Origin of the sequence: Vespertiliibacter pulmonis, from assembly GCF_013377275.1 — a bacterium.
Classification (GTDB): Bacteria; Pseudomonadota; Gammaproteobacteria; order Enterobacterales; family Pasteurellaceae; genus Vespertiliibacter; species Vespertiliibacter pulmonis.
In genome coordinates this window covers 1,211,330-1,237,840 of the sequence record NZ_CP016615.1, presented here as the reverse complement: position 1 = coordinate 1,237,840, position 26,511 = coordinate 1,211,330, and the positions used below count along the sequence as shown (strand labels likewise).

14 protein-coding genes are annotated in these 26,511 nt (G+C 38.2%); 3 read left to right on the top strand and 11 right to left on the bottom strand.

Annotation, left to right across the window (positions count from 1 at the left end; all coding sequences use genetic code 11):
- The first annotated feature begins 67 nt into the window (after positions 1 to 67).
- Positions 68 to 1,111, top strand: coding sequence for an acyltransferase family protein (locus A6B43_RS05995; protein ID WP_124211176.1), 1,044 nt, complete (start codon positions 68 to 70; stop codon positions 1,109 to 1,111).
- Positions 1,112 to 1,153: 42 nt separating this feature from the next.
- Here the strand turns inward: A6B43_RS05995 and recQ are convergent, their stop codons facing one another.
- Together recQ and cyaY are read right to left on the bottom strand one after the other, a co-directional pair.
- Positions 1,154 to 2,953 carry an ATP-dependent DNA helicase RecQ gene (gene recQ / locus A6B43_RS05990; RefSeq protein ID WP_237306867.1) on the bottom strand — a complete coding sequence of 600 codons (1,800 nt, stop codon included), beginning with the start codon at positions 2,951 to 2,953 and terminating at the stop codon, positions 1,154 to 1,156.
- A 14-nt stretch (positions 2,954 to 2,967) separates the two neighbouring features.
- On the bottom strand, positions 2,968 to 3,276 hold the full coding sequence (gene cyaY, locus A6B43_RS05985) for an iron donor protein CyaY (protein ID WP_124211178.1): 309 nt from the start codon (positions 3,274 to 3,276) through the stop codon (positions 2,968 to 2,970).
- Between the two features lie 254 nt (positions 3,277 to 3,530).
- Between cyaY and ligA the strand changes: the two genes are divergently transcribed.
- On the top strand, positions 3,531 to 5,540 hold the full coding sequence (ligA, locus tag A6B43_RS05980; protein ID WP_124211179.1) for an NAD-dependent DNA ligase LigA: 2,010 nt from the start codon (positions 3,531 to 3,533) through the stop codon (positions 5,538 to 5,540).
- Positions 5,541 to 5,605: 65 nt separating this feature from the next.
- Here ligA and priA read toward each other — a convergent pair whose 3' ends face one another.
- From priA to A6B43_RS05965, 3 genes are all read right to left on the bottom strand, one after another.
- Positions 5,606 to 7,816 (bottom strand): primosomal protein N', encoded by a 2,211-nt coding sequence (priA, locus tag A6B43_RS05975; protein ID WP_124211180.1) that lies wholly within the window; start codon positions 7,814 to 7,816, stop codon positions 5,606 to 5,608.
- Positions 7,816 to 8,688: an EamA family transporter RarD gene (gene rarD, locus A6B43_RS05970; RefSeq protein WP_124211181.1), complete on the bottom strand. Its 873-nt coding sequence runs from the start codon at positions 8,686 to 8,688 to the stop codon at positions 7,816 to 7,818. The genes priA and rarD overlap by 1 nt, the downstream gene beginning before the upstream one ends.
- 152 nt (positions 8,689 to 8,840) lie before the next feature.
- Complete coding sequence (locus A6B43_RS05965; protein ID WP_124211182.1) at positions 8,841 to 10,058, bottom strand: pyridoxal phosphate-dependent aminotransferase; 1,218 nt, start codon at positions 10,056 to 10,058, stop codon at positions 8,841 to 8,843.
- A gap of 135 nt (positions 10,059 to 10,193) precedes the next feature.
- On the opposite strand from A6B43_RS05965, the gene A6B43_RS05960 reads away from it, so the two are divergent.
- The gene (locus A6B43_RS05960; protein WP_124211183.1) at positions 10,194 to 11,468 is read left to right on the top strand and encodes an isochorismate synthase; all 1,275 of its coding nucleotides are present in this window, start codon (positions 10,194 to 10,196) and stop codon (positions 11,466 to 11,468) included.
- 219 nt (positions 11,469 to 11,687) lie between these two features.
- On the opposite strand, the gene A6B43_RS05955 is transcribed toward A6B43_RS05960, so the two are convergent.
- The 6 genes from A6B43_RS05955 to A6B43_RS05930 all read right to left on the bottom strand — a co-directional run bounded on the left by A6B43_RS05955 (position 11,688) and on the right by A6B43_RS05930 (position 26,507).
- Positions 11,688 to 21,947: a YadA-like family protein gene (locus tag A6B43_RS05955; RefSeq protein ID WP_176672531.1), complete on the bottom strand. Its 10,260-nt coding sequence runs from the start codon at positions 21,945 to 21,947 to the stop codon at positions 11,688 to 11,690.
- Between the two features lie 450 nt (positions 21,948 to 22,397).
- Positions 22,398 to 23,351: a lauroyl-Kdo(2)-lipid IV(A) myristoyltransferase gene (lpxM, locus tag A6B43_RS05950; protein WP_124211185.1), complete on the bottom strand. Its 954-nt coding sequence runs from the start codon at positions 23,349 to 23,351 to the stop codon at positions 22,398 to 22,400.
- On the bottom strand, positions 23,341 to 24,072 hold the full coding sequence (locus A6B43_RS05945; RefSeq protein ID WP_124211186.1) for an electron transport complex subunit E: 732 nt from the start codon (positions 24,070 to 24,072) through the stop codon (positions 23,341 to 23,343). Before A6B43_RS05945 ends, lpxM begins: the two co-directional genes overlap by 11 nt.
- 56 nt (positions 24,073 to 24,128) lie before the next feature.
- Positions 24,129 to 24,761 carry an electron transport complex subunit RsxG gene (gene rsxG, locus A6B43_RS05940; RefSeq protein ID WP_124211187.1) on the bottom strand — a complete coding sequence of 211 codons (633 nt, stop codon included), beginning with the start codon at positions 24,759 to 24,761 and terminating at the stop codon, positions 24,129 to 24,131.
- Positions 24,762 to 25,766: an electron transport complex subunit RsxD gene (gene rsxD / locus A6B43_RS05935; RefSeq protein WP_418902982.1), complete on the bottom strand. Its 1,005-nt coding sequence runs from the start codon at positions 25,764 to 25,766 to the stop codon at positions 24,762 to 24,764.
- A 96-nt stretch (positions 25,767 to 25,862) separates the two neighbouring features.
- Positions 25,863 to 26,507 carry a trimeric intracellular cation channel family protein gene (locus A6B43_RS05930; protein WP_124211189.1) on the bottom strand — a complete coding sequence of 215 codons (645 nt, stop codon included), beginning with the start codon at positions 26,505 to 26,507 and terminating at the stop codon, positions 25,863 to 25,865.
- Positions 26,508 to 26,511 lie beyond the last annotated feature (4 nt).

Below are 26,511 nucleotides of genomic sequence, written 5' to 3'. Positions count from 1 at the left end.
TAATCAAATCTAGCTCAAAGCCATTGTTCTATAACAATGGCTTTCTTTTATATGAAGAAGAAATACTATGAAAAGAATTAATTCATTAGATTATCTAAGAGGATTATCTGCTTTTGGAATAATGATTTACCACTTTATTTTATTTAGCCCTATTTTCCATAGATTTGATGTTTCCGGTTTTATTGAACGTGTTGCTATATATGGTGTATCTATATTTTACATTCTAAGTGGATTAACTTTATATTTAGTCTATAAACATTATCAATTTTCAACCTATTCTGATTATGTACTTTTTTTCAAGAAAAGAATTATAAGAATACTTCCACTTTTTGGGATAATTACTCTATATGTTTTTATAGAAAAAAATAATTTTAACTCAGAGTCTATAAAAACATTTATTTTAAATATTTCTGGATTATTTTCTATTTTTTCTTGGGATAAATATATTATTACAGGAGGATGGTCGATTGGAAATGAATTATTTTTCTATCTTCTATTCCCATTTATAATAATTTTAACACAAAGGTATAAATTTATATTTTGGTTATTCTTATCCCTTACGCTATTGATTTACTGTTATTTCAGTTATTTTATTCTCAAAGCTGAATACTCTCTATCTAATAATTGGACAAAATATATTAACCCATTAAATCAGCTATTTCTATTTTGTTCAGGTATTACTATTGGATATATTTCACATTCTTCTAAAAAAAATATATTTTACATAGTATCATTAGTTATACTGTTTATATTATTTTTATTTTACCCAGCAAATGGGAATTTTTCAGTAATAATGACTGGAAATAATAGAATTATATTTACAGCTATTATTATTTCTATCGTATATTGTACATTTAAAATTAATGTTATAAAAATTAAATGGCTTGATTTAATATTAAAAACACTTGGTGAAATTAGCTATGGAGTATATTTACTTCACCCTATTGTATATAACAAAGTTAAAGATATATTTTTAGGTGAAATAGAACTACCATGGTTAATTTTATTATCTATATCCCTAACTCTAATTATAAGTTATTTATCCTATAACTATTTTGAAATAAAAATAATAAATATATTAAAAAGAGAAAATAAATTACGTAAATTATAATATTCCGTTGCAATAAAAAAACCGAGATAATTCTCGGTTTTTTTATTTTCGACTACAACAATGCTCTTGAATAAGAGTTAAAAATGCAGGACCAAAACGTTCCAATTTACGTTCACCAACACCATTGATAGATAACATTTCACTGTTACTTTCAGGTAAAAACTCTGCCATTTCTTGTAATGTCGCATCATTAAAAACAACATAAGGTGGAATATTCTCTTTATCTGCAATTTGTTTACGCAGAAAACGCAAACGAGCAAACAGATCTTTATCATAACGGCGTGTTGGTTGCTGTTTTTGAATATAAGCAGTCGCAGAAAAACTCAAACGTGGTAAAGCAAGTTCTAACGGAATTTCTGCTCGTAAAATCGGGCGAGCCTGCTCTGTAAGCTGTAAAGCGGAATGATTAACGATGTTTTGTCGAACTAACCCCAAATGAATTAATTGACGAGTAACACTGATCCAATATTCTTGAGAACCTTCTTTACCAATACCAAAAACAGATAGATGATCGTGCTGGTTTTCTCTAATTTTCTGATGATTTAATCCTCGTAACACTGCTACAATATGGTGCAATCCGAACCGTTGTCCTGTTCTATAAATAACCGACATAACTTTCTGTGCATCGATTAAACCATCATATTTTTTAGGCGGATCAAGACAAATATCACAATTTTTACAAGATTGCTGATGAGACTCACCAAAATAGTTGAGTAAAACTAACCGCCGACAGGTTTGCGACTCTGCAAATGCTCCTATCGCCTGTAATTTATGTTGCTCAATTTGGCGTTGTTCTGTTTCAGGCTTTTCTAATAAAACTTTATTTAGCCAAGCATAATCAGCAGGATCATAAAATAATACCGCCTCTGCAGGCAAATCATCACGCCCTGCTCGTCCAGTTTCTTGGTAATAAGATTCAATACTACGAGGCAAATCAAAATGCACCACAAAGCGAACATTAGATTTATTGATCCCCATTCCAAACGCCACAGTGGCAACTACCACTTGAATATTATCTCGCTGAAAAGCATTTTGCACCATTTCACGCTGTTTAACCGTCATTCCTGCGTGATAGCCCATTACCGTAATCTGTTGTGCCGAAAGTTTTTCGGTAATATCTTCTACTTTCTTACGACTATTACAATAAACAATGCCACTTTTCCCTTTTTGCCCTCGGATAAATTTAAGTAATTGCTCCATCGGCTTAAATTTCTCTTGCACCGTATAACGAATATTTGGGCGATCAAAACTGCCTAAATAAGTATAAGGATCATCAAGATGCAAATGCTGAATAATATCTGCTCGTGTCGTTGGATCTGCCGTTGCCGTTAAAGCAACAAGCGGTACGTTTGGAAATGTTTTTCGCAATCCGCCAAGTAATGTATATTCTGGGCGAAAATCATGTCCCCATTGTGAAACACAGTGGGCTTCATCAACAGCGATTAAGCTGATTTGACAATGTGAAATAAAATGAAAAAAGCCTGATGTCATCACTTTTTCGGGAGAGAGATAAAGCAATTTAAGCCGTCCTGATAGGGCTTTTTGCTCAACCTGCCGCTGTTCTTCCATTGTTTGGCTAGAGTTTAGATAAGCTGCCTCAACCCCATTCGCTAAAAGCTGGTCGACTTGATCTTTCATCAATGAAATAAGCGGGGAGATAACAAGCGTTATCCCAGACAAGCACAATGCTGGCACTTGGTAACAAAGGGATTTACCACTACCCGTTGTCATAATGACTAAACAATCTTTGCCCGTCAAAATAGTATCAATTACCTCATATTGACCGTGGCGAAAAGATTGATAGCCGAAGATACTATGCAGAACATCTTCAGCTTGAGACATTAGCGTATTTGACATTAGCTAAAAGAAACGACTTCTCCGTGTCTAGCCATTGCCTCTTCTAAATGTGTCCAAAATGAACGTCCTTCTGAACTAAGCCACTCACCATCACGGTAGGAAAAATGAAAGCCACCTAGTTTACTTGCTAACCAAAGCTCAAGCATCGCCTCTTGCTTATTGATCACAATTTGAGAATCATCATCAAAGGTCAGCGTCATTACCGCACCTTGTATTTCACAATCAACATCACTGCCTTGCTCATCTAATTGCTCTTCAATACAATCCCATACTTTTTCAATTTCTTGATGAAATTCCGCTACATTCATAATTAACTCTAATTATATAAAAATTAAATAAAGGGCTATTTTGGGGCTTTCTGCCTTATTTTTCAATCTACAATTACAAAAATTAGCAGGATTTCACCGCTTGTATATAAGAATAGTGTTTTTGAATGAACATATCGTCATCATTTATCTCTTACCTTTTAAATCTATTCATAATTATCATTAGCCATTACTCAAAAGAGCTACTACAATAAATACTAAATTTAAATCTATTACTGATAAATTTCCTAATAAAAATGACGATCCAAACTCAACTTGATAACTTAAAAGCAAAACTGCGTGAATATGAATACCATTATCACGTTTTAGATAATCCTCTTGTTCCCGATGCAGAATACGATCGGGTACTCAATGAATTAAAAAATTTAGAATGGCAACACCCAGAGCTCATTACGGCAGATTCACCAACCCAAAGGGTCGGGGCAAAGCCGTTGGAAGGCTTTGCACAAGTTACTCACGAACGCCCAATGTTATCCCTAGATAACGCCTTTTCTAATGAAGATCTTGATAATTTTCTACGCCGCATTGAAGATCGTATCCACCTTAACCGTGATGAATTAGAATTTTGTTGTGAAGTTAAACTTGATGGGTTAGCCGTAAGTATTATTTATGTTGATGGCGTACTAACCCAAGCCGCAACTCGTGGTGATGGAACTACGGGGGAAGATATTACTACAAATATTCGTACCATTCGCAACGTTCCATTACGTCTTCAAATGGCAAACCCACCCGCTCGTTTAGAAGTGAGGGGCGAAGTATTTATGCCATTAAAAGGCTTTGAAGCACTTAATCAAACTGCTCTGGAAAAGAGTGAAAAAACTTTTGTAAACCCTCGTAATGCAGCTGCAGGCTCTCTCCGCCAGTTAGATCCTAAAATTACTCGGCAACGTCTGCTAATGCTTAATGCTTACGGTATTGGGATCTATGAAAGTAATGAGCCGTTGCCCGATACCCATTTTGCTCGCTTACAATGGCTAAAAACAATCGGTATTCCGGTTAATAGCGAAACCGTTCTTGCTAAAGGACAAGAACAACTACTTGATTTTTATAAAAAAATTCAACAAAAACGTAGCGTGCTTGGTTATGATATTGACGGTACTGTATTAAAAATCAACGAGATAGCATTACAAGAACAATTAGGTTTTATCTCAAAAGCTCCACGATGGGCCATTGCATACAAATTTCCTGCTCAAGAAGAGATGACCATTCTCAACAGCGTTGAATTTCAAGTAGGCAGAACAGGGGCAATTACCCCAGTTGCAAAACTTGAGCCTGTTTTTGTCGCTGGTGTTACCGTAAGCAATGCAACCTTGCACAATGGTGATGAAATTGAGCGATTAGGCATTGCAATTGGTGATACAGTGATTATCCGCCGAGCAGGCGATGTAATCCCACAAATTATTGGGGTTGTGGCAGAACGACGACCTGAAAATGCAGAAAAAATCGTATTTCCGACCGCTTGTCCTATTTGCCATTCAGCGATTGTCCGTGTTGAAGGTGAAGCCGTTGCTCGCTGTACAGGTGGACTATTCTGTGCAGCTCAACGTAAAGAAGCATTAAAACATTTTGTTTCTCGCAAGGCGATGGATATTGATGGTGTAGGCGAAAAGCTCATTGAACAGCTAATGGAGCGTGAGCTTATCCATACACCAGCAGATCTGTTTAAACTTGATCACACAACCTTAATGCGACTAGACAGAATGGGCGAAAAATCTGCCAATAATGCTCTACAAAGTATTGAGAAAGCAAAAAAAACGACCCTTGCTCGCTTTTTATTTGCTCTTGGCATTCGTGATGTTGGAGAAACCACCGCACAAAATCTTGCTAATCATTTCGGCTCATTAGACGCTATCCGTTCAGCCTCGTTCGAACAACTACAAGAAGTCCCCGATGTCGGCGAAGTTGTAGCAAATCGTATCGTACAATTTTGGCAAGAACCTCATAATGTTGAAGTAGTTGAAGATCTTATTCAGCAAGGGATTAACTGGCAGCCGATTATCATTCAAGAAGTTGCAGACAATCCGCTAAAAGATAAAACCGTTGTGCTAACAGGCACACTCACCCAGCTTACTCGAGATCAAGCCAAAGCCTTGCTACAACAACTTGGCTGTAAAGTATCGGGCAGTGTTTCCAGTAAAACGGATTACTTAATCGCAGGTGAAAAAGCGGGTTCAAAACTCACTAAAGCCCAAGAGCTTGGTGTAAAAATTCTAACCGAACAAGAATTGCTTGCTTTACGCCCTTAACTCTGGCAAAAATTTATTTAAAAAGACCGCTTGTAAGCGGTCTTTTTCTCTCTAGTTTATCTGATTTAGCTTAGATCTTGTGGATCAACATCTAGCGTTAAGCGAATATCATTTCTAAGAAATTGATCTTTTATCGCATCAAAGCAATCTAATAACTGCTTTAATGCACCTCGACTTGAATGCTGTATCAACAGTTGCCAACGAAAATGTCCTGCTTTTTTTGCCATTGGTGCATTGATTGGCCCAAGCAACTGAAAGCCTTGCCACTGATATTGCTCAATAAAATTGTTTAAACAAGCGGTTAGTTGTTGCAAGAAATTTTCTACTTTTTCATTTTCCCGTCCCGTTGCTCGAAAAAGAACTTGTGCGGTATAGGGCGGTAGCCCCATTAACTGTCGCATTTTTAATGCTTGTTCAGCAAAGCTTGCATAGCCTTCCGTCAATAAACTTTTAAGCAATAGATGATCGGGATAATGAGTTTGTAATACTACTTCACTACGTTGCCCACCCCGCCCTGCTCGCCCTGATACTTGCACATAAAGCTGGGCTAAATGCTCTTCAGCTCGAAAATCCGTTGAAAATAGGCTTGCATCAACATTTATAATTGCCACTAAAGTAACATTAGGGAAATGATGCCCTTTCGCTAACATTTGTGTTCCAATCAAAATTTGGCTTTTTCCTGATTGAATTTCATTAAGATGCTGTTCTAGAGATCCTTTTTTTGCCGTACTATCGCTATCAATTCTACTTACTTTATATTGTGGGAAACGTTCTATTAACACCTGTTCTAGCTGTTCTGTCCCTATTCCTGTCGTGATTAAATTAGTTGAGCCACAATGCCCACATTGGCGTGGCACAAGATGTTGTGAAGCACAATGATTACAACGTAATACTTGTTTTTTTTGATAGTAAGTGAATGGCTTTTCACAAGAGTCGCATTGGCAAATCCAACCACATTCGTGACATAGCAATACAGGTGCAAAGCCACGACGATTGAGAAATAGCATCACCTGATTGCCTTTTTCCAGATGAGCTTTCATCATTGCCAGTAATTTTTCCGAAAGCCCTGCATACACACGCTGAGTTTTTAGATCGATAATCTGTTGCTCAGCAAAATGCGCATTTCCTGCTCTCGTGGTTAATTCAAGAGCAGTAAATTTTCCTTTTTGTGCATTATGTAAACTTTCTAAACTGGGCGTAGCTGATCCTAAAATAATTGGAATATCGCGATTTTTCGCCCGCAATACTGCTAAATCACGGGCGTGATAACGCCAACCATCTTGTTGTTTAAAGGAATTATCGTGTTCTTCATCAATAATGATCAGCCCTAGTTGGTGAAATTGTGTAAATAGTGCCGAGCGTGTACCAATTACGATCGCACTTTCTCCATTTTTTGCACGAAGCCATACATTGAGCCGTTCACTATCGTTTAAATTAGAATGTAGCACATCAATCTCAACATTAAAACGAGCATTGAAACGCTGAATAGTTTGTGGGGTTAGCCCAATTTCTGGGACGAGAACTAGCACCTGCTGATTACGCTCTAAAACCTGCTCTATTACTTGCAAATAAACTTCTGTTTTCCCCGATCCTGTTACACCATTCAGCAAAAAAGCTTCAAAATGGGACTCGCAATTTAGCCGGCTGACTACTAAACTTTGTTGCTTATTCAATACTAGACGGTTTTGTGTATTACAAATCGGCTTATCTACCAATTTTTCCTGCCACGGCTGTACAACAAAGTTCTGCTCTATCCCTACAATATAACCTTTATCTATAAGCCCTTTCCAAACTGTAGGACTACAAGCGGTTACTTTGTCAAAAAAAGTGTCCAATTGGCTGAGATCTGATAATAACGCTTGCTGTTTTTTTGCTCCCTTTAACTGACCGCTTGCTAACGCATTTTTCCCCTGTTCAGTGATTTGGAAACGTAAAGGAACAGAACGCTCACAACTTGCTCCTTGACGTAATTTGACAGGCAAAGCACTATGTAATACTTCACCAAAAGGTGCGTGATAATAATGGCTTGCCCATTCAAGCAGCTGCCACATTTCATCATCAAAAATAGAACGATCATCTAATACCGCTTTTACTTCTTTCAATTTTTCAGCTGGAATATCGCTGGTAGAGGTAAGATCAATCACAATCCCAATTTTATGTTGTTTACCAAAAGGAACGCTAACTCGAACGCCTTTTTCTGCTTGAACACCTTCTGGCAGAATGTAATCAAAATAACGTGCCAATGGTACTGGTAATGCCACTCTAACAAAATTCATCAAGATTTTATTTCACCTTTATTCAAACTATCCCAAATCAATAAAACAATCGATAAGCTAAGACAAATCATTAACAGATATGATTTAGCATCTAATATTTCACCAATTAAAAATGAGATGATTAGCATTACTAAGGGTTCAAAATAGCCTAATAGCCCTAGCACATTGACAGGAAGTAAGTTACTGGATCGGATATAACTAATAAATGCAATACAATTGACTAATCCAAATAGGATTAAGTAACCATAAAAGTAGGGGTTCTGTTGTTGTACAAAGGTAAGATCTGACTGTGCAACATAATAAACAGCAACAGGCAAACATAAACATAGCTCAACCACTAATGTTGCAAGGCTATTTATATCAAAATAACGGCGTAAAACAATATAAATAGGGTAACCAAATGCTGCAATAAAAGTCGCCCACGAAATGCTATTTGTTAAGATTAAATTAACAGCTACGCCAATGGCTGCAAACAGTAATGCTCCCCACTTTAATGGCGTGAAATGCTCTTTAAAAACAAGTTTGCCTAAAGCGGACGCAACAATTGGCAACAGTAAATAACCAATTGAAACAGGCAAAGCCTGCCCATTATTTGGGGCATATATGAAAAGCCATAATTGTACGCCGACATTCATTGCAAGTAATAAAATAATCAAAACAAGCGGTGGCTTCTTGACAATTTTTTGCCAAAGGTCATTAAAATCTTTTTGCTGAGAAAAAATAAATATAACCAATAAAATCAATGGAATTAAAACAATTACTCGTAAACCGAACATTCCCATATCATCAAGAGGCAGTAGCAATACCGCAAAATAGTAACCTGTGCCAAATAATATATTTGACAATATAGCAAATACAACGCCTCTAATCATTGGACCACCTATTTTTTGCTCTCTCATTCACCCATCACTTTACACATATCGTATCTAAAATACCTACATAAATTTATAATAAAAAAGAAGCTTAGTGGTAAGCTAAGCCCCTTATATATTCTTTCTTACTCTCGCTCACCACTTTGCTACGGCTATTTCTGCGAATAGGTTTGTAAGAATTTCGCTAATCGACTCATCGCTTCTTCTAGCTGATCAACGTGAGGCAATGTTACCACACGGAAATGATCAGGTTTTGGCCAATTAAACCCTGAACCTTGCACTAATAGCACTCGTTCCTGTTGTAACAAATCTAAAATGAACTGCTGATCATTTGTAATACCATACATTTCTGTATCAATTTTCGGGAACATATACATTGCGCCCATTGGTTTAACACAACTAATGCCTGGAATTTGCGTAATCAATTCATAGGCTTTGTTACGTTGCTCTAATAACCGCCCACCAGGTAAAATAAATTCATTGATACTTTGATAGCCACCCAATGCTGTCTGTATAGCGTGTTGCATTGGCGTATTCGCACATAATCGCATAGAAGAAAGTGTGTCTAAACCATCAATAAATCCTTTTGCTTGATGCTTTGGTCCATTTAACACCATCCAACCCTGACGAAATCCTGCCACCCGATAGGCTTTCGATAATCCATTATAAGTTACCGTTAATAAATCTGGGGCTAATGCTGCAAGGTGATGATGAACAGCGCCGTCATACACAATTTTTTCGTATATTTCATCAGATAACAACATCAAATTATGTTCACGGGCAATCTGAGCAATATCTAACAGTAATTGTCGGCTATATACTGCCCCTGTTGGATTATTTGGGTTAATCACTAAAATCGCTTTTGTTTTAGGAGTAATTTTAGACCGTATATCATCTAAATCAGGAAACCAGCCATTATCTTCATCACAAAGATAATGTACAGCTTTACCCCCTGCCAGGGTTGAAGCGGCTGTCCAAAGTGGGTAATCAGGAGCTGGAATTAAAATTTCATCTCCCTCATTGAGCAAAGCCTGCATTGACATTGTAATCAGCTCAGAAACCCCATTACCAATATAAACGTCATTTACATCAATATCTAGCAACCCTTTAAGCTGATAATACTGCACAATCGCTTTACGGGCAGAATACAATCCTTTGGAATCACAATAGCCTTGTGCTGTTGGCAAATTACGAATAACATCAACCAAAATTTCTGCAGGTGCATCGAATCCAAAAGGCGCTGGGTTACCAATGTTTAATTTTAAAATTTTATGCCCCTCTTCCTCAAGACGAATTGCCTCTTTATGAATTGGACCTCGAATATCATAACGTACATTCGCTAACTTATCAGTTTTTGTAAATCGCTCCATTTCATCTTCCTAATTGTAATTATTTTATGCAAAAAACTTTACTCTACTCTGATTTACTAGGAAAAAAAAGGGGAAATAGGCTAAAATAACTCTATTTTTTAATACAAGCGGTTAAATTCGGCAGGAATTTTGCAAATGTCCCTTTTTACTGAATTAAAACAAAAACTTAGCCAACAATTAGATCGGCTTCCCAATGAACAAGCTGGACTAATTGAACTCAAGGCTAAAGTAACCTTAGAAAACCGTAATTTAGAAATCAATCTACTGAGCTGGTTAAAAGGACAAAGCACTTTTCCGCAATATTTTTGGCAAAGCCGAGATCAACAACTTACCTTTGCGACTATCGGCACAGTCATCCAATTTGATGAAATTAGCCACGCTCAACATTTCAGCCAACAAACTGGTTTTCGCCTTTTTGGTGGTATTAAATTTGAAGGGCAATGCCATTTCATTCTGCCTCGTTTAGTTTTGACAAAAAAAAGCGATCAACTAACCGCTTGCCTATACGTTAATCCACAAGAAAAAAGTAAGTACATTGAGCTAATAGATCAATTAGAATACTGTAGCAATGTACATTCAATTTTCCCAACACATATCTTATCAAGTAACAAAGTCAGCGATTTTCCTCGTTGGGAAGATTTGCTCCAAAATGCAATTCAAGCGATCAAACAGCAACAATTCTGTAAAGTTGTACTCGCTAACGCCACAACACTGACTGTTGAAGAACCTATCTCTGCCTATGATCTACTTACGGCTAGCCAACAAAAAAATACTGGGTGTTACCATTTTTTATGGGCTGAAAACGCCAATTCCACATTTATTGGCTCAAGCCCAGAGTGTCTTTACCAACGTAATGGCAGACAGCTACAAACAGAAGCATTAGCTGGAACAGTCGCTGTTACCCAAGATCTCAATCAAACTGAACATAACCGTCTATGGCTACTGAACGATAAGAAAAATATTCACGAAAACCAGCTTGTGGTAGATGATATACAGCAACATTTACAAGATTGTTGTGATGACATCTCTATCAATGAGATTGAGATTAAGAAACTTCATAATGTGCAACATTTACGCCGTAAAATTCAAGCCACATTACACCCAACCATAAATGATGCCGATTGCTTAACTCGTATTCACCCAACAGCTGCTGTTGCTGGCTTACCTCGTTCAAAGGCTTTAGCCTTTATTTCTTATAACGAAGGTTTTACTCGTGGTTGGTATGCCGCTGCGTTTGGATCTTTTTCCCAACATTCCTCAGAATTTTGTGTAGCGCTACGCTCAGGACTAGTTTCAAATAATCAGATTACATTCTATGCAGGTGCAGGTATTGTTGAGGATTCCCAAGCTCAATCCGAATGGCAAGAAATCGAACGTAAAGCATTGGCTCTAGCCAGCCTATTACAATAACTAATCAACGTAAAATAAAGCGGTTATCTTACCGCTTGTTATCCCCTTTTAACTTCAAATTTACTACTTCATCACGGTAAAAATAGATTTCATACTCTCTATTCTCCTTTTATATTCATTATATTTTCTTACTACGAAAATAATAAATAAAAAAACGCCCTTCCGAAGAAGGGCGTTTTATCAACAATCGTCTATAAGACTAGTATTAGCTTATCGCTATTACCATTGGTAACCTACACCAATTGATCCACCAATGTCACCTTGGGTATTCGCATTACCTTGAAGTTTCAAGATAAGCTTACCGTTATCGCTTGCACGTGAGTAGCCCACTGCAACCGCACTTTGACCTTTGAATGAACCTGCTGCTGCTGCCACCATTGATTTACCTGGAATGTAAACTTGTGGTAAGCCAGCTGCCGCATTTGCACCTGCAATCCCTGCACGGTTATTTTTGTTATTACGGTTGATACGGTTGCTTAAGTTATTCGCAACACCTTTCAACTGGCTAACATTAACCGCATCGGTATCTTTATGGCCTGGAGCAACATTTGTAATACGAGCAGGCGTTTTACCATCTGCTTGACTTACTTTAATATCTGTTCCATCCGTTGTGCTAAGTTTAGGTCCTGTTACAACACCATTTGCATCAGCTTTACCTAATTGAACGCTTTCGAAAATTGGATTTGCTGAAGTTGCAACAGTAACATCAGAACCAGAGCGTTTAATTTCAATGTTATTGCCCGCAACAACATTAACGTGGTTGCCTGCTGTAATACGTTTTGGTGCATTATCATTAGCAACAACTTTACCTGTTGATCCTGCTTCTGCTTTCACATCCAAGTTAAATCCTGAATTATTGATCGCTTTCGCAATATCACCTGCTTTCACAAATGCATTTGGATCTGTTGGAGCGGCAACTTTACCATCAGCTTCTACGCCATTTGGCTCTGTACCAAATGTAGTAGTGTTCACATTGTAAGTAATGTTCCCTGCCTCATTTGTTGATACAGTTGTACCATCACCATTTACAAAGTTAACTTTACCATCTGGTTTTGTTGCAGCAACACCATTCACATTAACATAGTTAAATAACTGATTACCATTTACAGCATTATGGCTACCAGATGAGATATCACCATCAGCAACATTACCTAATTTCGTTGGCGCACCCATTTCATTTGGTTTAGCCGCTGGGTTAATCATATTCGCAACTAAGTTTGCTGGAGCAACTTCCATTTCGGTTGGATTGCCATCTTCACCAACTTTGTAGAACTTATCGCCTACTTTCGCGACCGGTGTACCATCCGCTGCTGTGTATTGAACCGGTAAACCAACTACGTTATATGTTACATTAGTAACATCTTGACCTGTTTGTTCATCACGTTTCGTTACCGCTTTCGCAACAGTATTTCCACCATTTACAAAGTTCACAACATCATTTGGCGTTACTTTTTCTGTTTTCGCATCTTCCGTTGCACCTTTGTTAGCGTCTAGCGTTGATGTACCGTTTTGTTTCACAAAGAAACCTGATTTATTCACAGTTTGATCTAATTGATCTTTATTCACTGCTTGATCTGGTTTAGTTGCCCACGCTACGTTATCTAACGTTACTCCGCCTGTTCCTGCTGTAATTGTATCTTTCGCTTCAGGATTTGCTTTAATCGCTTCACCTTTCGCTTTTGAAACTGCTTCAGCTAATTCTGCCGGCGTTGCATTTGGATTTGCCGCTAAAGTATCTTTAACTGCTTTTTCCGCTGCTTTTTCAACTGCATCTTGAACATCGTAAGCCGCATTTGGTTTGCCGTTTTCATTCATACCGTTTGTTAACTGCGCACCTTTATTTAGCTTGCTCACATCTTCATTAGATAATGCCGTTGGCGCTGGCTGGCCTTCTGCTGCTGGCACTAAAGTACCGTCTGGATTAACTGCATCTTTCTCATAGAATTTGCCGTCATTCGCTTTTACGTACTCTTTACCTGTTGCATCGGTATATTTAAAGTCGATTGGTAAATCTACATCCACTTTAACCGTTGTCTCTGTAACTACCTTACCTGACGCATCTACTGCCGCTTTCGTTGCCAATTTCACATCGGTATTTTTACCATTCGCAAAACGTAAATTATCGTCTGGGTTTACACGCTCATCTTCATTTTTGAAGTCGTCCGCTGCAAGTAATTTATTTTGCTTACCAACTACAAAACCTGAACGTTGAATCGCATCAGCCACTTGGTTACCTGTAACTAAACCTGCTCCCGCATTTTTATTTTCAGTTACTCCAGCAACTTCTTGCGGATTCTCTTTCAATGTACCATCAGCCTTAAATTGGTCTGGTGCATAGAATTTATCACCCTGTTTGATTGCTACCGGTGCTGCATCTGCTTTTGGTTTACCTGTCTCTGTATCAATGTCTGCTGGGTTATAGTATTTATCCCCTACATTAACAAGCTTATTACCATCTTTTGATACTTCGCTTGTAATAACATCGCCTACATTTACTGACACAGTAATTTCACGAACACCCGTCGTCGCATTAGTTTTACCCGTAACTTTCGCTAAACCTTCGCCAATAAAATCAACTTTATTTGCATTACGAACTTGATCGGTATATCCACCTTCTGTCTGTGGTGCTCCAACTACCCAACCCATATCTTTCAGATCGGCTACGGTAACTGCATTGGTATTGGTTGAATTTGCTAAGTCTAACAAACCACCTGTACCTGATTTAGTTCCATCTACAACCTGTTTCTCTACATTTGGATTCGCTTTACCATCAGTAACATCACCTGCTTTATACCAGTTACCATCATTAGCTTTCACAAGAGCATCGCCATTGCTATTTTTCGCTGTATTATCACCGCTATTAATAACTTTAGCCCCTTGCTCAACATTACCTAATGTCGTTGGCGCACCCATTTCATTTGGTTTAGCCGCTGGGTTAATCATATTCGCAACTAAGTTTGCTGGAGCAACTTCCGTTGTGGTTGGATTACCATTTTCATCAACTTTGTAGAACTTATCGCCTACTTTCGCGACCGGTGTACCATCCTCTGCTGTGTATTGAACCGGTAAACCAACTACGTTATATGTTACATTAGTAACATCTTGACCTGTTTTTTCATCACGTTCCGTTACCGCTTTCGCAACAGTATTTCCACCATTTACAAAGTTCACAACATCATTTGGCGTTACTTTTTCTGTTTTCGCATCTTCCGTTGCATTTTCGTTAGCGTCTAGCGTTGATTTACCGTTTTGTTTCACAAAGAAACCTGATTTATTCACAGTTTGATCTAATTGATCTTTATTCACTGCTTGATCTGGTTTAGTTGCCCACGCTACGTTATCTAACGTTACTCCGCCTGTTCCTGCTGTAATTGTATCTTTCGCTTCAGGATTTGCTTTAATCGCTTCACCTTTCGCTTTTGAAACTGCTTCAGCTAATTCTGCCGGCGTTGCATTTGGATTTGCCGCTAAAGTATCTTTAACTGCTTTTTCCGCTGCTTTTTCAACTGCATCTTGAACATCGTAAGCCGCATTTGGTTTGCCGTTTTCATTCATACCGTTTGTTAACTGCGCACCTTTATTTAGCTTGCTCACCTCTTCATTAGATAATGCGGTTGGCGCTGGCTGACCTTCTGCTGCTGGCACTAAAGTACCGTCTGGATTAACTGCACCTTTCTCATAGAATTTGCCGTCATTCGCTTTTACGTACTCTTTACCTGTTGCATCGGTATATTTGAAGTCGATTGGTAAATCTACATCCACTTTAACCGTTGTCTCTGTAACTACCTTACCTGACGCATCTACTGCCGCTTTCGTTGCCAATTTCACATCGGTATTTTTACCATTCGCAAAACGTAAATTATCGTCTGGGTTTACACGCTCATCTTCATTTTTGAAGTCGTCCGCTGCAAGTAATTTATTTTGCTTACCAACTACAAAACCTGAACGTTGAATCGCATCAGCCACTTGGTTACCTGTAACTAAACCTGCTCCCGCATTTTTATTTTCAGTTACTCCAGCAACTTCTTGCGGATTCTCTTTCAATGTACCATCAGCCTTAAATTGGTCTGGTGCATAGAATTTATCACCCTGTTTGATTGCTACCGGTGCTTTTCCTTCTTTCGGTTTACCTGTCTCTGTATCAATGTCTGCTGGGTTATAGTATTTATCCCCTACATTAACAAGCTTATTACCATCTTTTGATACTTCGCTTGTAATAACATCGCCTACATTTACTGACACAGTAATTTCACGAACACCCGTCGTCGCATTAGTTTTACCCGTAACTTTCGCTAAACCTTCGCCAATAAAATCAACTTTATTTGCATTACGAACTTGATCGGTATATCCACCTTCTGTCTGCGGTGCTCCAACTACCCAACCCATATCTTTCAGATCGGCTACGGTAACTGCATTGGTATTGGTTGAATTTGCTAAGTCTAACAAACCACCTGTACCTGATTTAGTTCCATCTACAACCTGTTTCTCTACATTTGGATTCGCTTTACCATCAGTAACATCACCTGCTTTATACCAGTTACCATCATTAGCTTTCACAAGAGCATCGCCATTGCTATTTTTCGCTGTATTATCACCGCTATTAATAACTTTAGCCCCTTGCTCAACATTACCTAATGTCGTTGGCGCACCCATTTCATTTGGTTTAGCCGCTGGGTTAATCATATTCGCAACTAAGTTTGCTGGAGCAACTTCCGTTGTGGTTGGATTACCATTTTCATCAACTTTGTAGAACTTATCGCCTACTTTCGCGACCGGTGTACCATCCTCTGCTGTGTATTGAACCGGTAAACCAACTACGTTAACAGACACATTACTCGTTTTACCATCTTCACTTGTTGTGACTACAGACTTTGTATTACCGCCGTCAACAAAATTCACCGTATCATATGGCTTAACAAAGTCTTTTGCATCGCCATTATTTTGTAGATTCCAACCCGCATTTAATACATCACCTACTGTTGCTGCATGTTTGTAATCTGCTTGCTCTAAGTTTGGTACATCTTGAGATTTAGTAGCAGGATTAGGGTTTTCATCACTAGGAATGCCATTGAATGTATCTGGTAAAGTACTAGTTACATTAGTAATTGGTTTATTACCTGCATCAATACCATCTTTATTGATCGTTACTGGCCCAACCGTTAAGCTACCATTTGGCGTTAAATTAATGTCTTTTGATAATTGAACAAATAATTTACCGTCTTTTGCATTTACGCCGATATTGTTCTCAGTAAGAGTAGCATTATCCGCTCCACCAACAATATCAAGTTGTGAATTTAATGTCTTATTGATAACAGTTTCATTATCACCTTTAAATTTCAAACCATCATTCAGTGTTGCAATAACTTCTGTAGCACCAGTTTCTGTTATATATTCAAAGCGAGTCTTCTCTTTTTCACCATCTTTTGGCTCAACGCCACTCGGTCCTTTATTGATAGTTAAAGCTGCAGCCGTCTCTGGCATATCATCTTTTATCTCTCCTTTACCTAAGACAATAGTCGCATTATCACCAAAAATGCCTACCATCTCACCTTTTTCGCCATGAACTTTAACTTCACCATTACCTGCATTATCTTCCAGAATAACTGATGGCGCGCCTAAAGTACCATCGGTAGTTGCATTACCACGGCTACCTCCAACACTAATTGAAGTTACATTCAAGTCTGTTTTCGTCGCTACTTCATAACCATTTTCAACTTGGGTAATCTTAATATTAGTTCCCGCATCTAAAGTGAAGTTTTCACCTGGGTTAATCTGTTTTCCTTCTGCTGAAGCAGTACTATTACCTAATAAACCACCATTTTCCTTAGCTACTAAGTTAAAGCCTGATTTATTAATCGCTTCTGCAACTTTACTTGCATTCATTAGGCTTGCACCTTGATCTTTTGGCACATCAACTCTACCTGCCGATCCAGCCGTCGTGTTTGGCGTTAAGGTTGTGGTCTTTACACTTACTGTATAAGTTGTACCATTATTAGTATCTACATGTGGAGTTACAGTTACTGGACCTGTCGCATCAACAAACGTTTTGCTTGCATTTAACTGGCTTAAGTTCACTGCATCATTTGGATCTGTACCATTTGCTACATTACCAATTTTTGCTGGATCGCCATTTGCTTTGCTTACATTTAAACCATCTGCTGTTGGCGTTAAGTTTACTGTACCCGCCTCATTCGTTAGATTCACTGATTTGAACTCTGGGTTCTCTGAGAATACGATCTCTAAGTTACCCGCTGAAGTAACGTTGGTCCCCACATTTTTGTTTGAACCACCTTCAGCTAAACCACCTTTGATATTTAGGGTTGAGCCTAATTTTTGCGTCGTATTCGCACCATTATTTTGGTTACCTGCAAAGGTAAGCGGTAAGTTTACTGAGGCATTTAACGCATTGATTGCATCACCAACAGTATTATGACCTTCTACGTTTGAACCATTTGGCATTGCTACATTAAAGGTCGGTTTATCAATCGCACCCGTTGTGGTATTAAATTTAGCGCCACCACCTAATACGTTTGCGGTTGTATCACCTAATGTATATAACTGGCTACCGTTTACCGCATCTTTGCTGTCTGAAGATAACTCCGCTGGAGCAACATTAGTAATTTTAACTGGTGCACCCGTTGCATTACCAACTTGTAAGTTACCATCATCATTAGCAGTTAAATTAACTGGTTTTGTATCATTACCTAACGTAATACCATTAGTTGAATTTACATGCGTAAAGCTCACGTTTTCCGCTGTTGAATAAGTGAAGTTTTGACCTTCTTGTTTCACAACAAGGTTTTTGCCTGCTTTAAAGGTTACTACCTCACCAGCCTTCACTAATTCTTTCGTTGCATTACCGTCTAAATTACCACCTGCTGTTGCAACCCAACCAGAATTATTAATTGCATTTGTTAAGTTTTCCGCAGTAACTAATTTAGTTTTATCAGCCTCTGCTGGTTTCACAACTTTACCTAAATTGGCTGAATCAGCTGCCTCATCTACAGTTAAATCAGTTGTTTCAATTGGCTTAACTTTCGCTTTAATTGTTACTGTTGATTTATTATTATCAGTTGTGACAACAACATCTGTGGTTTCTTTGTCACCTGATACAAATTCAACCGTATCATAAGGTTTAACGAAATCAACATCTTCTGCATCACCACCTGCAGTTTTCGCACCACGTAAATTCCAACCTGCATTTAACACATCGCCCACTGTTGCTGCGTTAGTTAATTGCGCATCAGATAATTGTGGAGCGTCTTGTTTTAATGTTGGCTCACTAGTATTTTTGGTAACTGGTAATGTACCATTTAAATTAGTGATCGTAGCTGGCTTACCTGCATCTCCAACAGTCAGAACTGGCTTATCTGCAGTACCTGTTGAGGTTAAATTCAATGGTTTTGTTGAATCACCTAATGTAATTCCGTTTGTTGAATTAACGTGCGTAAAATCAACCGTATCTTTCGTTGCATAGGTAACATTGTTACCCTCTTTTTTGATTTTTAAGTTTTTACCTGCTTTGAAGATCGCTTCATCGCCTGGGCTTACTTTAGACTTATTATTACCAGCTAGATCCGCAAAATCTACATCATCACGGGCAATATTTAAGTTCCAACCTGACTTTTTGATCGCCTCTGCAACAGTTGTGCCATTAACAAGCTTATCGCCATTAGTAACATCACCAACTGCACCCGTTGTATTATCAACAGGAATGTCTGTGGTTTCGAATTTAGCGTTAATTGTAATTTTTTTGCCGTCTTGAGCTAAATCAATATTGTCGCCTGCCTCAAGCTGCATTAAATTACCTGATTGAATAAGTGCTGGATCAGTTGGCTCTCCATCATCCGCAGAGTTTACTGTTCCTGTTCCTTTTACTGCTTGTAAACGGAAACCTGAGTTATTCACCGCATCAACTAACGTTTTACCTGTAACAACGAGGTCATCAGTAGTAGCCTTATCTAATGCCCCCGTTGGTTTAGACCTATTATTCTTATTACCTGCTGTACCTTTAGCGGTTGGAATCTGTTTAACGGTCTTTAACGAAACAACAATATTTGGGTTTTCATTATTAGCCTCCAACGCAGTTTCAACTAATCCTGTTGCACCATCACCATCTGCATCACCCAAAATGCTCAGCGTTTTGCCATTACCAACATCACTCTCATTACCATCACCTGCCGCTGCGGTAAATTTATACGGTTTTTGTGGCGGAGTTTTTGTTTTAATGGTGATATTTTTATCATTTTGGCTGATTTCAATACCATCGCCTGCGGTGAAGGTTACTGTGTTACCTGGATTTACTAATTTTGAACCTGTATCAGTTCCCTTAGTTCCAGTGCCTGTTGTGCCAATAGCAACATTCCAACCAGAGTTGTTAATAGCATCCCTCACGCTTTCTGCTTTAACAAAGCCAGCTTCATCTCCATCAACTTTTAGCGAACCATTAGGATTAGCAGAAACGTTTTGTGAAGCAACATCAAAGGTAATTGATGCAGGACCTTTGCCTGTCATATTCAGCTTAGTATTAAGACCATCGACAAAATTAACTTGATCTCCAGGTCTAATATGATCCCATTCTGCACCATTCTTGTTTAACTGCCATCCTTTGCCAAGCTCATCCATAGCGACATAAAGCTGTGAACCATTGATTGCATCTGTAGAATCACTGCTAATTTTACCTGCACCAACGTTTTTAATTTGGCGCTCTTTCCCTCCACTCCCCACGCTAACATACAGACCATCGTGAGCAAAATTGTTACCAGCAAAACGACTACTCTCATAAGTCATTTTTTTACCATCGGCATAGTTAATAACAGCATCAGGTGCTTTCTTAGCCGCTGATGCTGCTGAATTAGCACCTAGAACGACAGATTCTTTAGTTCCAACAGTAACATCTGAGCCTAATACAACCGTTTTTTCCCCAGTAATCACATTATTATGGCCAAGTGCCACTGCTTTTTCTGCTTTTGATTGTGAAAAATGACCTATTGATACCGCATCTTTCGCTGTTGCAAAAGCTGCCGTACCAATAGCAATAGTATCGTCGGCGTGAGCATGGCTGTATGAACCAATTGCATAAGCATTAAATTCCGTTGCATTTGCATGGTCACCTAATGCTAATGATGATTTGGCAGTCGCCTGAGAATTAGGACCAATTGAAACTGCTAAATCTTTAACTGCCTTACTATTTGTTCCTGCAGCAATAGAATTTTCACCTGATGCATACGATCTATTACCCATTGCCATTGCCGAATTATTCTTAGCTTTAGCTCTGTTTCCTAATGCAATTGTTGATTCGCCTGATGAAGCTCCCGCTGCCAACGTTTCTGCCAAGTCACGGTTAATATGCTCTAATGTTTTCTTTGCACGCTCGTTAAGTGCATTTGCTCGACCATAGATAAATTTATTATAGGCATTTGGATCAGCATCAAATTTAGCTTTTGCTGCTGCTACATCTGCTGTAGTGTCTGCAACGGCTTTTTCAGCGATAGTCTTCTGTCCTTGCAATATTCCCATTTGTGCTCCGGTATACCCACCAGCAATAGCATTGTCACCAATTGCAATTGATGAAGTCCGGTAAGCAGCAGCCCGGTGACCAATTGCAGTAGCAAATTGCGAATTAACACCACCATATTCCATACCAGTCATTGCATCATAACCAATTGCTTCAGATTTCTGGCTTCTTGCTGAAGAACCGTAACCAACTGACGTTGCCCCAAAATTTCCTGACTCGCCAAAAATAATAGGTGCCGCAGATTTATTTGTGCTTAACCAAGTTCTATCCATAGTACCTGATAACGTACCGATACTTGTCGTTAAATAACCACCTGCAGCCGTTGCAGAACCAAGCGCAACGCCACCATTTTTATTGCCGCCAATATAAGAATACGCACCAACAGCAACGCCACCATGATATGGTTCAAGCCAAGCACGAGAACTCATATTGTCTGCTTCAGCCCCTGCCCCTAATGCGATAGATGGTCCTGCGACAACCGTACCATACCCCACTGCAGTACTAAAAGAGTCACTACCACCGCCGCCTAGGTAAACTTTATTACCTACAACGACATCTCCACCATTACCTGTCGATTGGTTATCAATCTGATAGCCAATTAAAATTTGGCTATCTCGTATATTATTATTAGCTCCGCTATTACTGTCATTTTCACCAACACGGATCGTATATCGCCCACCTGTCTCACTTTTATCGCCGTATGCATTAGGCGTGGAATAATGAGTCATTGATGCGCCGCTCGGTAAAATCTCAATATTCTTTTTATTACTATCTGCTTTAGCAAAAAGAGTGCCTTCTGTAGTAGCAGCTAAAGCACTACCAGCACCAATCACTGTTGCCACCGCTAGACTCGCTTTCGCTAACGATGATGATTTTGTTTTGCCTTTTGCTCGGCTAACTTCAGAAACCGCCACCCAGCTTTGCGTTGCGTGATTCCAAATTACTCTAAAAATTTTATTCATAAAATGACCTTTTATTACTAGAAACTGTAAATAATGAAATTAATTCTCATTTATTTACTATTATTCTTTCCCGCCTCAATCCCTCAAGGACAGATGTATTTATTAGCACTCAGCATACTAATAACAGACACAATTTACACAAATGGAAAGAGTGCAAATTACTCTTATCGTAGAAAAAATTACCTATCCTGTCAATTTTATTTGTTCAATCACTCCCGATTATCTAGCCTATAAATTAAACTGAATAAACTTTACAAAAATGGCTTAAATATGATGCAAAAATGGTTAAGTTTAATACAATTTTTTTAGACAAAATGACATAAGTAACCATAGTAAAAATATGGCTAAAAATAATCGCATAGGAAGGGCATCAAATAGTATTGCATTACTATATGATTTTTATAACTGAAGAAAGAAAAAAACCAAGAACATTTTGTTCTTGGCTTTTTATTAAGTTTGGTAAATATCTTCCCCTGTTCGCCGTGTTTTCAACAAGCGTAAAATCCACACATACTGTTCTGGGTGTTTAGCCACAAAATACTCAATGACTTTATTCATTTCTCGAGCCGCTTGTTCTAATGATCCGCTAAATACCATCGGTGGTAATATTTCGATTTGATATATGCCTTTTTCAGCATTATAAATCGGAAACATAGGGATAACTTCAGCATTGGCTACCTTTGCCATTCGGTTTAACCCCGGTAATGTTGCTTTTTCAGTTGCGAAGAAATCAACATACACACTATGTTCTTCACCGTAATCTTCATCAGGCAGAAAATAACCTAGCTCCCCTTTACGCACATCAGCTAAAAAAGGTTTTAATCCATTTTGACGAGCGTGCATTTTGCCACCAAAACGCTCCCGTGTACGATTCCAAAGCCAATCTATTAACGGATTACGATGTGGATGATACATTCCCGTCATCGGCATTCCAAGCGTATGCATTACAACACCTGCAGCATCAACAGACCATGTATGTGGCACAAGTAATATTACATTTTTACCTGCCGCTCGTGCTTTTTTCACATATTCTAACCCGCTAAATTCACTTCTTTTTTGTAAATGTGCAACAGGACGCACCGTTGTTTCACCAATCGCTAACATTGTTTGTGAAACAGTGATAAACATTTTTTCAATAACATCTGCCCGCTTGCTCTCTGACCAATCTGGAAAACAGTAACGTAAATTAACATTTGCACGGTGATACTGTTTTTTATTCCGTTTTTTCAAATAAGCAGTAACTCTTTTTCCAATAAAGATAGCGAGCTTATCTCTCAAACGGTATGGTACATAAGCTAAGATCGTTAAAAATAAAATCCCTATCCAAATGCCCCAATATTTAGGGGCTAAAAAAGCGAGTGAAAATTTGTGTTGATAGCCTACTTGATAGGTTTCACGTTCCATTTTTTGCCCTATATAAGTTATGTGATTTCTGCTTCTTACGTTGATCAATTAAATTCTTCAACCCTAAAAGAATTCCCAGCCCGATAAATGCACCCGGTGGCAAAATAGCCAATAGCAATCCTGAATCAATATGCAGAAGATCCATTTTTGCCCCTTTTGCCCAGCTGCCTAATAGTAAATCTAAACCATCAAATAACGTGCCATTTCCAATAATTTCTCGCAAAGCTCCTAGTAAAATAAGGCTTAACAATACACCTAGCCCCATTGAAAAACCATCAAATGCAGAATGTAAAATACTATTTTTAGAAGCAAACGCTTCTGCACGCCCAATAACAATACAGTTTGTAACAATCAAGGGAATAAAAATTCCTAATGACTGGTAAACAGGATAGGCAAACGCATTCATCAATAGTTGAATTGTGGTTACCGCTGTGGCAATAATCATTACATAAATCGGAATACGAATATCGTGCGGTATCCACTTCCGAAAAACAGAAACCGCCGTATTGGTAATCACTAATACTAATAATGTCGCTACCCCCAATCCAAGTGCATTAGTTATATTATTCGATACAGCTAACAAAGGACAAAGCCCTAATAATTGAACTAATGCTCCATTATTTGACCACACCCCTTGTGTAAAAAGGGTTTTCCACATAGAAGGTTCTACAGAATGTTTTTCTTCTACAATCTGTTTAATGGGGATTTGATTCTCTAACATTTTCTGCCCTAATTATTTTTCGCTACCTAAATAAATATAACGTCAATTCAATAAATTTAGTTACATTGCTCAAAAGTGTCAGTGACGTTAGGCTGGCTATTCAATGTTTCTATTGCCCAATTACCACTTTTTCTCACCATATTAACAACCGCTCTTGGTGTAATTGTTGCCCCCGTAAATTGGTCAAACTGGCCACCATCTTTCTTCACTGCCCATTGTTCCTGATTATCTGGATTAAATGGTTGATTAGAAAAATCGTAAATCCAGTCTGACACTCGGGTTTCAATTTTATCTCCAAGCCCTGGTGTTTCTTTATGTTCAAGTGTTCGCACACCAAGAATTGTACCTTTTGGGTCAATTCCAATCAGCAGAACAATATTGCCTGAATAGCCATCTGGTGCGGTGGCTTGAATAGCATAAGCGGTTGGTTCTTGCTGTTTTTTTGCAATAAATATTTTATTTAGAAATGGGAACTCAGGTAAATTTATCTTTTTACAGGTTGCCAATAAATCATTATCAAAATAGTTTTGTGGGACAACTTCCAATAATAACTGCCGTTGCTGTTGAGCAGTTACTTGCTCAATTTTAGATTGAGTGAGTAAATAAATTGCCGTTGAAATTGCAGTACAGATCAACGCAACAAGACCAAGAATCAGCCCATAACGCAATGTAATTTTTGATGTTTTCATCTATTTTCTCTTACTCTTTGTACCATATAAACGGGGTTGGGTATAATGATCAATCAATGGCACACAAATATTCGCTAGTAATACAGCAAATGCAATGCCATCAGGATAATTTCCATAATAGCGGATAAGATAAATCAATAGCCCAACTAATCCGCCAAAAATAAGTTTACCTTTTGGCGTAATAGAAGCAGAAACGGGATCAGTTGCAATAAAAAATGCACCAAACATCATCGCACCACTTAAAAGATGATGGGGCATTGACCACGCACAGTAAGTTAGCAAATCTGTCATTCCACTTAATATTGCAAACACAACTAATATTGAAAACGGAATTTGCCAATGAATAATACGTTTGTAAATTAAGACTAAGCCTCCAGCTAAAAAGGCAAGATTGATCTGTCCCCAACCACCAAATAGCACTTGATCACTTAATTGAGCTGATAACGTTTCAAGTTTATTAAGATCTGTGATTTTAGATAAGGTTGTTTTAGCACCATCTAACACGGTTGCTTGCGTAATACCATCAGCACTATTAATTAATTGATGAATGGAAAACCCATCAGACGTTATGCCACTAAAAATGAGTGAAAAACTATCCCCCAAAGTAGGGGGTTCACTTAATAAATCTAATGGAGGTAGCCAAGATGTCATTTGTAATGGAAAAGAGACTAACAAGAAGGCATAACCAATCATTGCAGGATTAAATAAATTTTGTCCCAAACCACCATAAACGTGCTTAGCTAACAATAACGACACAGCAATTCCAATTAAAATTAGCCAATAAGGAGCATAGGGTGGAATTGCCATTGCTAAAATCAATGCGGTTAAAATGCCTGATAAATCTTCAACATAAAAAAGAATATGTTTATTGCGTAATTTTGCGACCAAAAGTTCAATAACAATCGCCAAGCTCACTGCCAAAGCAATTTGAATTAGCACTCCATAACCAAAAAAATAGCACATCATTCCCAAAGCAGGCAACATTGCAGCAATAACCCACAACATAAAATTTGCCGTAAGATTGCTCGAATGGGTATGTGGTGAGCTAATCATTTTAAACATGAATCTTTTCCTTTTACTTTTAATACTAAGGTAGAACTTTTAAATTTTTGGTAAATGCAAATTAAAACGAGCAGTAAACACTCGAATTGCAATTACAGTAACCACAGTTGCAACATCAACCCAATTACTTTCAAAGCCTGCATCACGGAAGAGAATAAAAATAATACCACCAATTAAACTTGCCGTTACATAAACTTCTCGTTGCAAAATCGTTGGCACTTCATTGCGTAAAATATCCCGAATTAAACCACCAAAACAGCCCGTTACTCCGCCTAAAGCAATACAAATTAACGGATGTAAGCCAAAATTTAACCCTTTTTGTACTCCAATTACTGTAAATACACCTAAGCCAATCGCATCAAAAATAAATAATCCTAGCTGCCAGCGGTGAGATCCCAAGCGTTTTTTACAAATTGCTGTGATAATTACTGCAAGGCTAATCATCAATACATAAATAGGTTGTTTCATCCAAAACACGGGGGTACTACCGATCATCACATCTCGTAGCGTACCACCACCCACTCCAGTAACAAATGCTAACACAAACATACCGAAAATATCCATTTTATGCTGTCGGGCAGCAATCGCACCTGAAATTGCAAATACAATTGTTCCAATTAAGTCTTGAACAAATAGAAAAGACCACGGGAAAGACGGAAAAATATCAGTAATTGCCATCATCATTTGA

What these genes read in the sequence shown, in the direction of transcription:
- lpxM (WP_124211185.1), bottom strand. Translation starts at nt 23,351, where the DNA reads ATGGAACGTGAAACCTATCAAGTAGGCTATCAACACAAATTTTCACTC.
- A6B43_RS05960 (WP_124211183.1), top strand. Translation starts at nt 10,194, where the DNA reads ATGTCCCTTTTTACTGAATTAAAACAAAAACTTAGCCAACAATTAGAT.
- recQ (WP_237306867.1), bottom strand. Translation starts at nt 2,953, where the DNA reads ATGTCTCAAGCTGAAGATGTTCTGCATAGTATCTTCGGCTATCAATCT.
- rarD (WP_124211181.1), bottom strand. Translation starts at nt 8,688, where the DNA reads ATGATTAGAGGCGTTGTATTTGCTATATTGTCAAATATATTATTTGGC.
- rsxD (WP_418902982.1), bottom strand. Translation starts at nt 25,766, where the DNA reads ATGTTGTGGGTTATTGCTGCAATGTTGCCTGCTTTGGGAATGATGTGC.
- A6B43_RS05955 (WP_176672531.1), bottom strand. Translation starts at nt 21,947, where the DNA reads ATGAATAAAATTTTTAGAGTAATTTGGAATCACGCAACGCAAAGCTGG.
- priA (WP_124211180.1), bottom strand. Translation starts at nt 7,816, where the DNA reads ATGAATTTTGTTAGAGTGGCATTACCAGTACCATTGGCACGTTATTTT.
- A6B43_RS05995 (WP_124211176.1), top strand. Translation starts at nt 68, where the DNA reads ATGAAAAGAATTAATTCATTAGATTATCTAAGAGGATTATCTGCTTTT.
- cyaY (WP_124211178.1), bottom strand. Translation starts at nt 3,276, where the DNA reads ATGAATGTAGCGGAATTTCATCAAGAAATTGAAAAAGTATGGGATTGT.
- A6B43_RS05930 (WP_124211189.1), bottom strand. Translation starts at nt 26,507, where the DNA reads ATGATGATGGCAATTACTGATATTTTTCCGTCTTTCCCGTGGTCTTTT.
- A6B43_RS05965 (WP_124211182.1), bottom strand. Translation starts at nt 10,058, where the DNA reads ATGGAGCGATTTACAAAAACTGATAAGTTAGCGAATGTACGTTATGAT.
- A6B43_RS05945 (WP_124211186.1), bottom strand. Translation starts at nt 24,072, where the DNA reads ATGTTAGAGAATCAAATCCCCATTAAACAGATTGTAGAAGAAAAACAT.
- rsxG (WP_124211187.1), bottom strand. Translation starts at nt 24,761, where the DNA reads ATGAAAACATCAAAAATTACATTGCGTTATGGGCTGATTCTTGGTCTT.
- ligA (WP_124211179.1), top strand. Translation starts at nt 3,531, where the DNA reads ATGACGATCCAAACTCAACTTGATAACTTAAAAGCAAAACTGCGTGAA.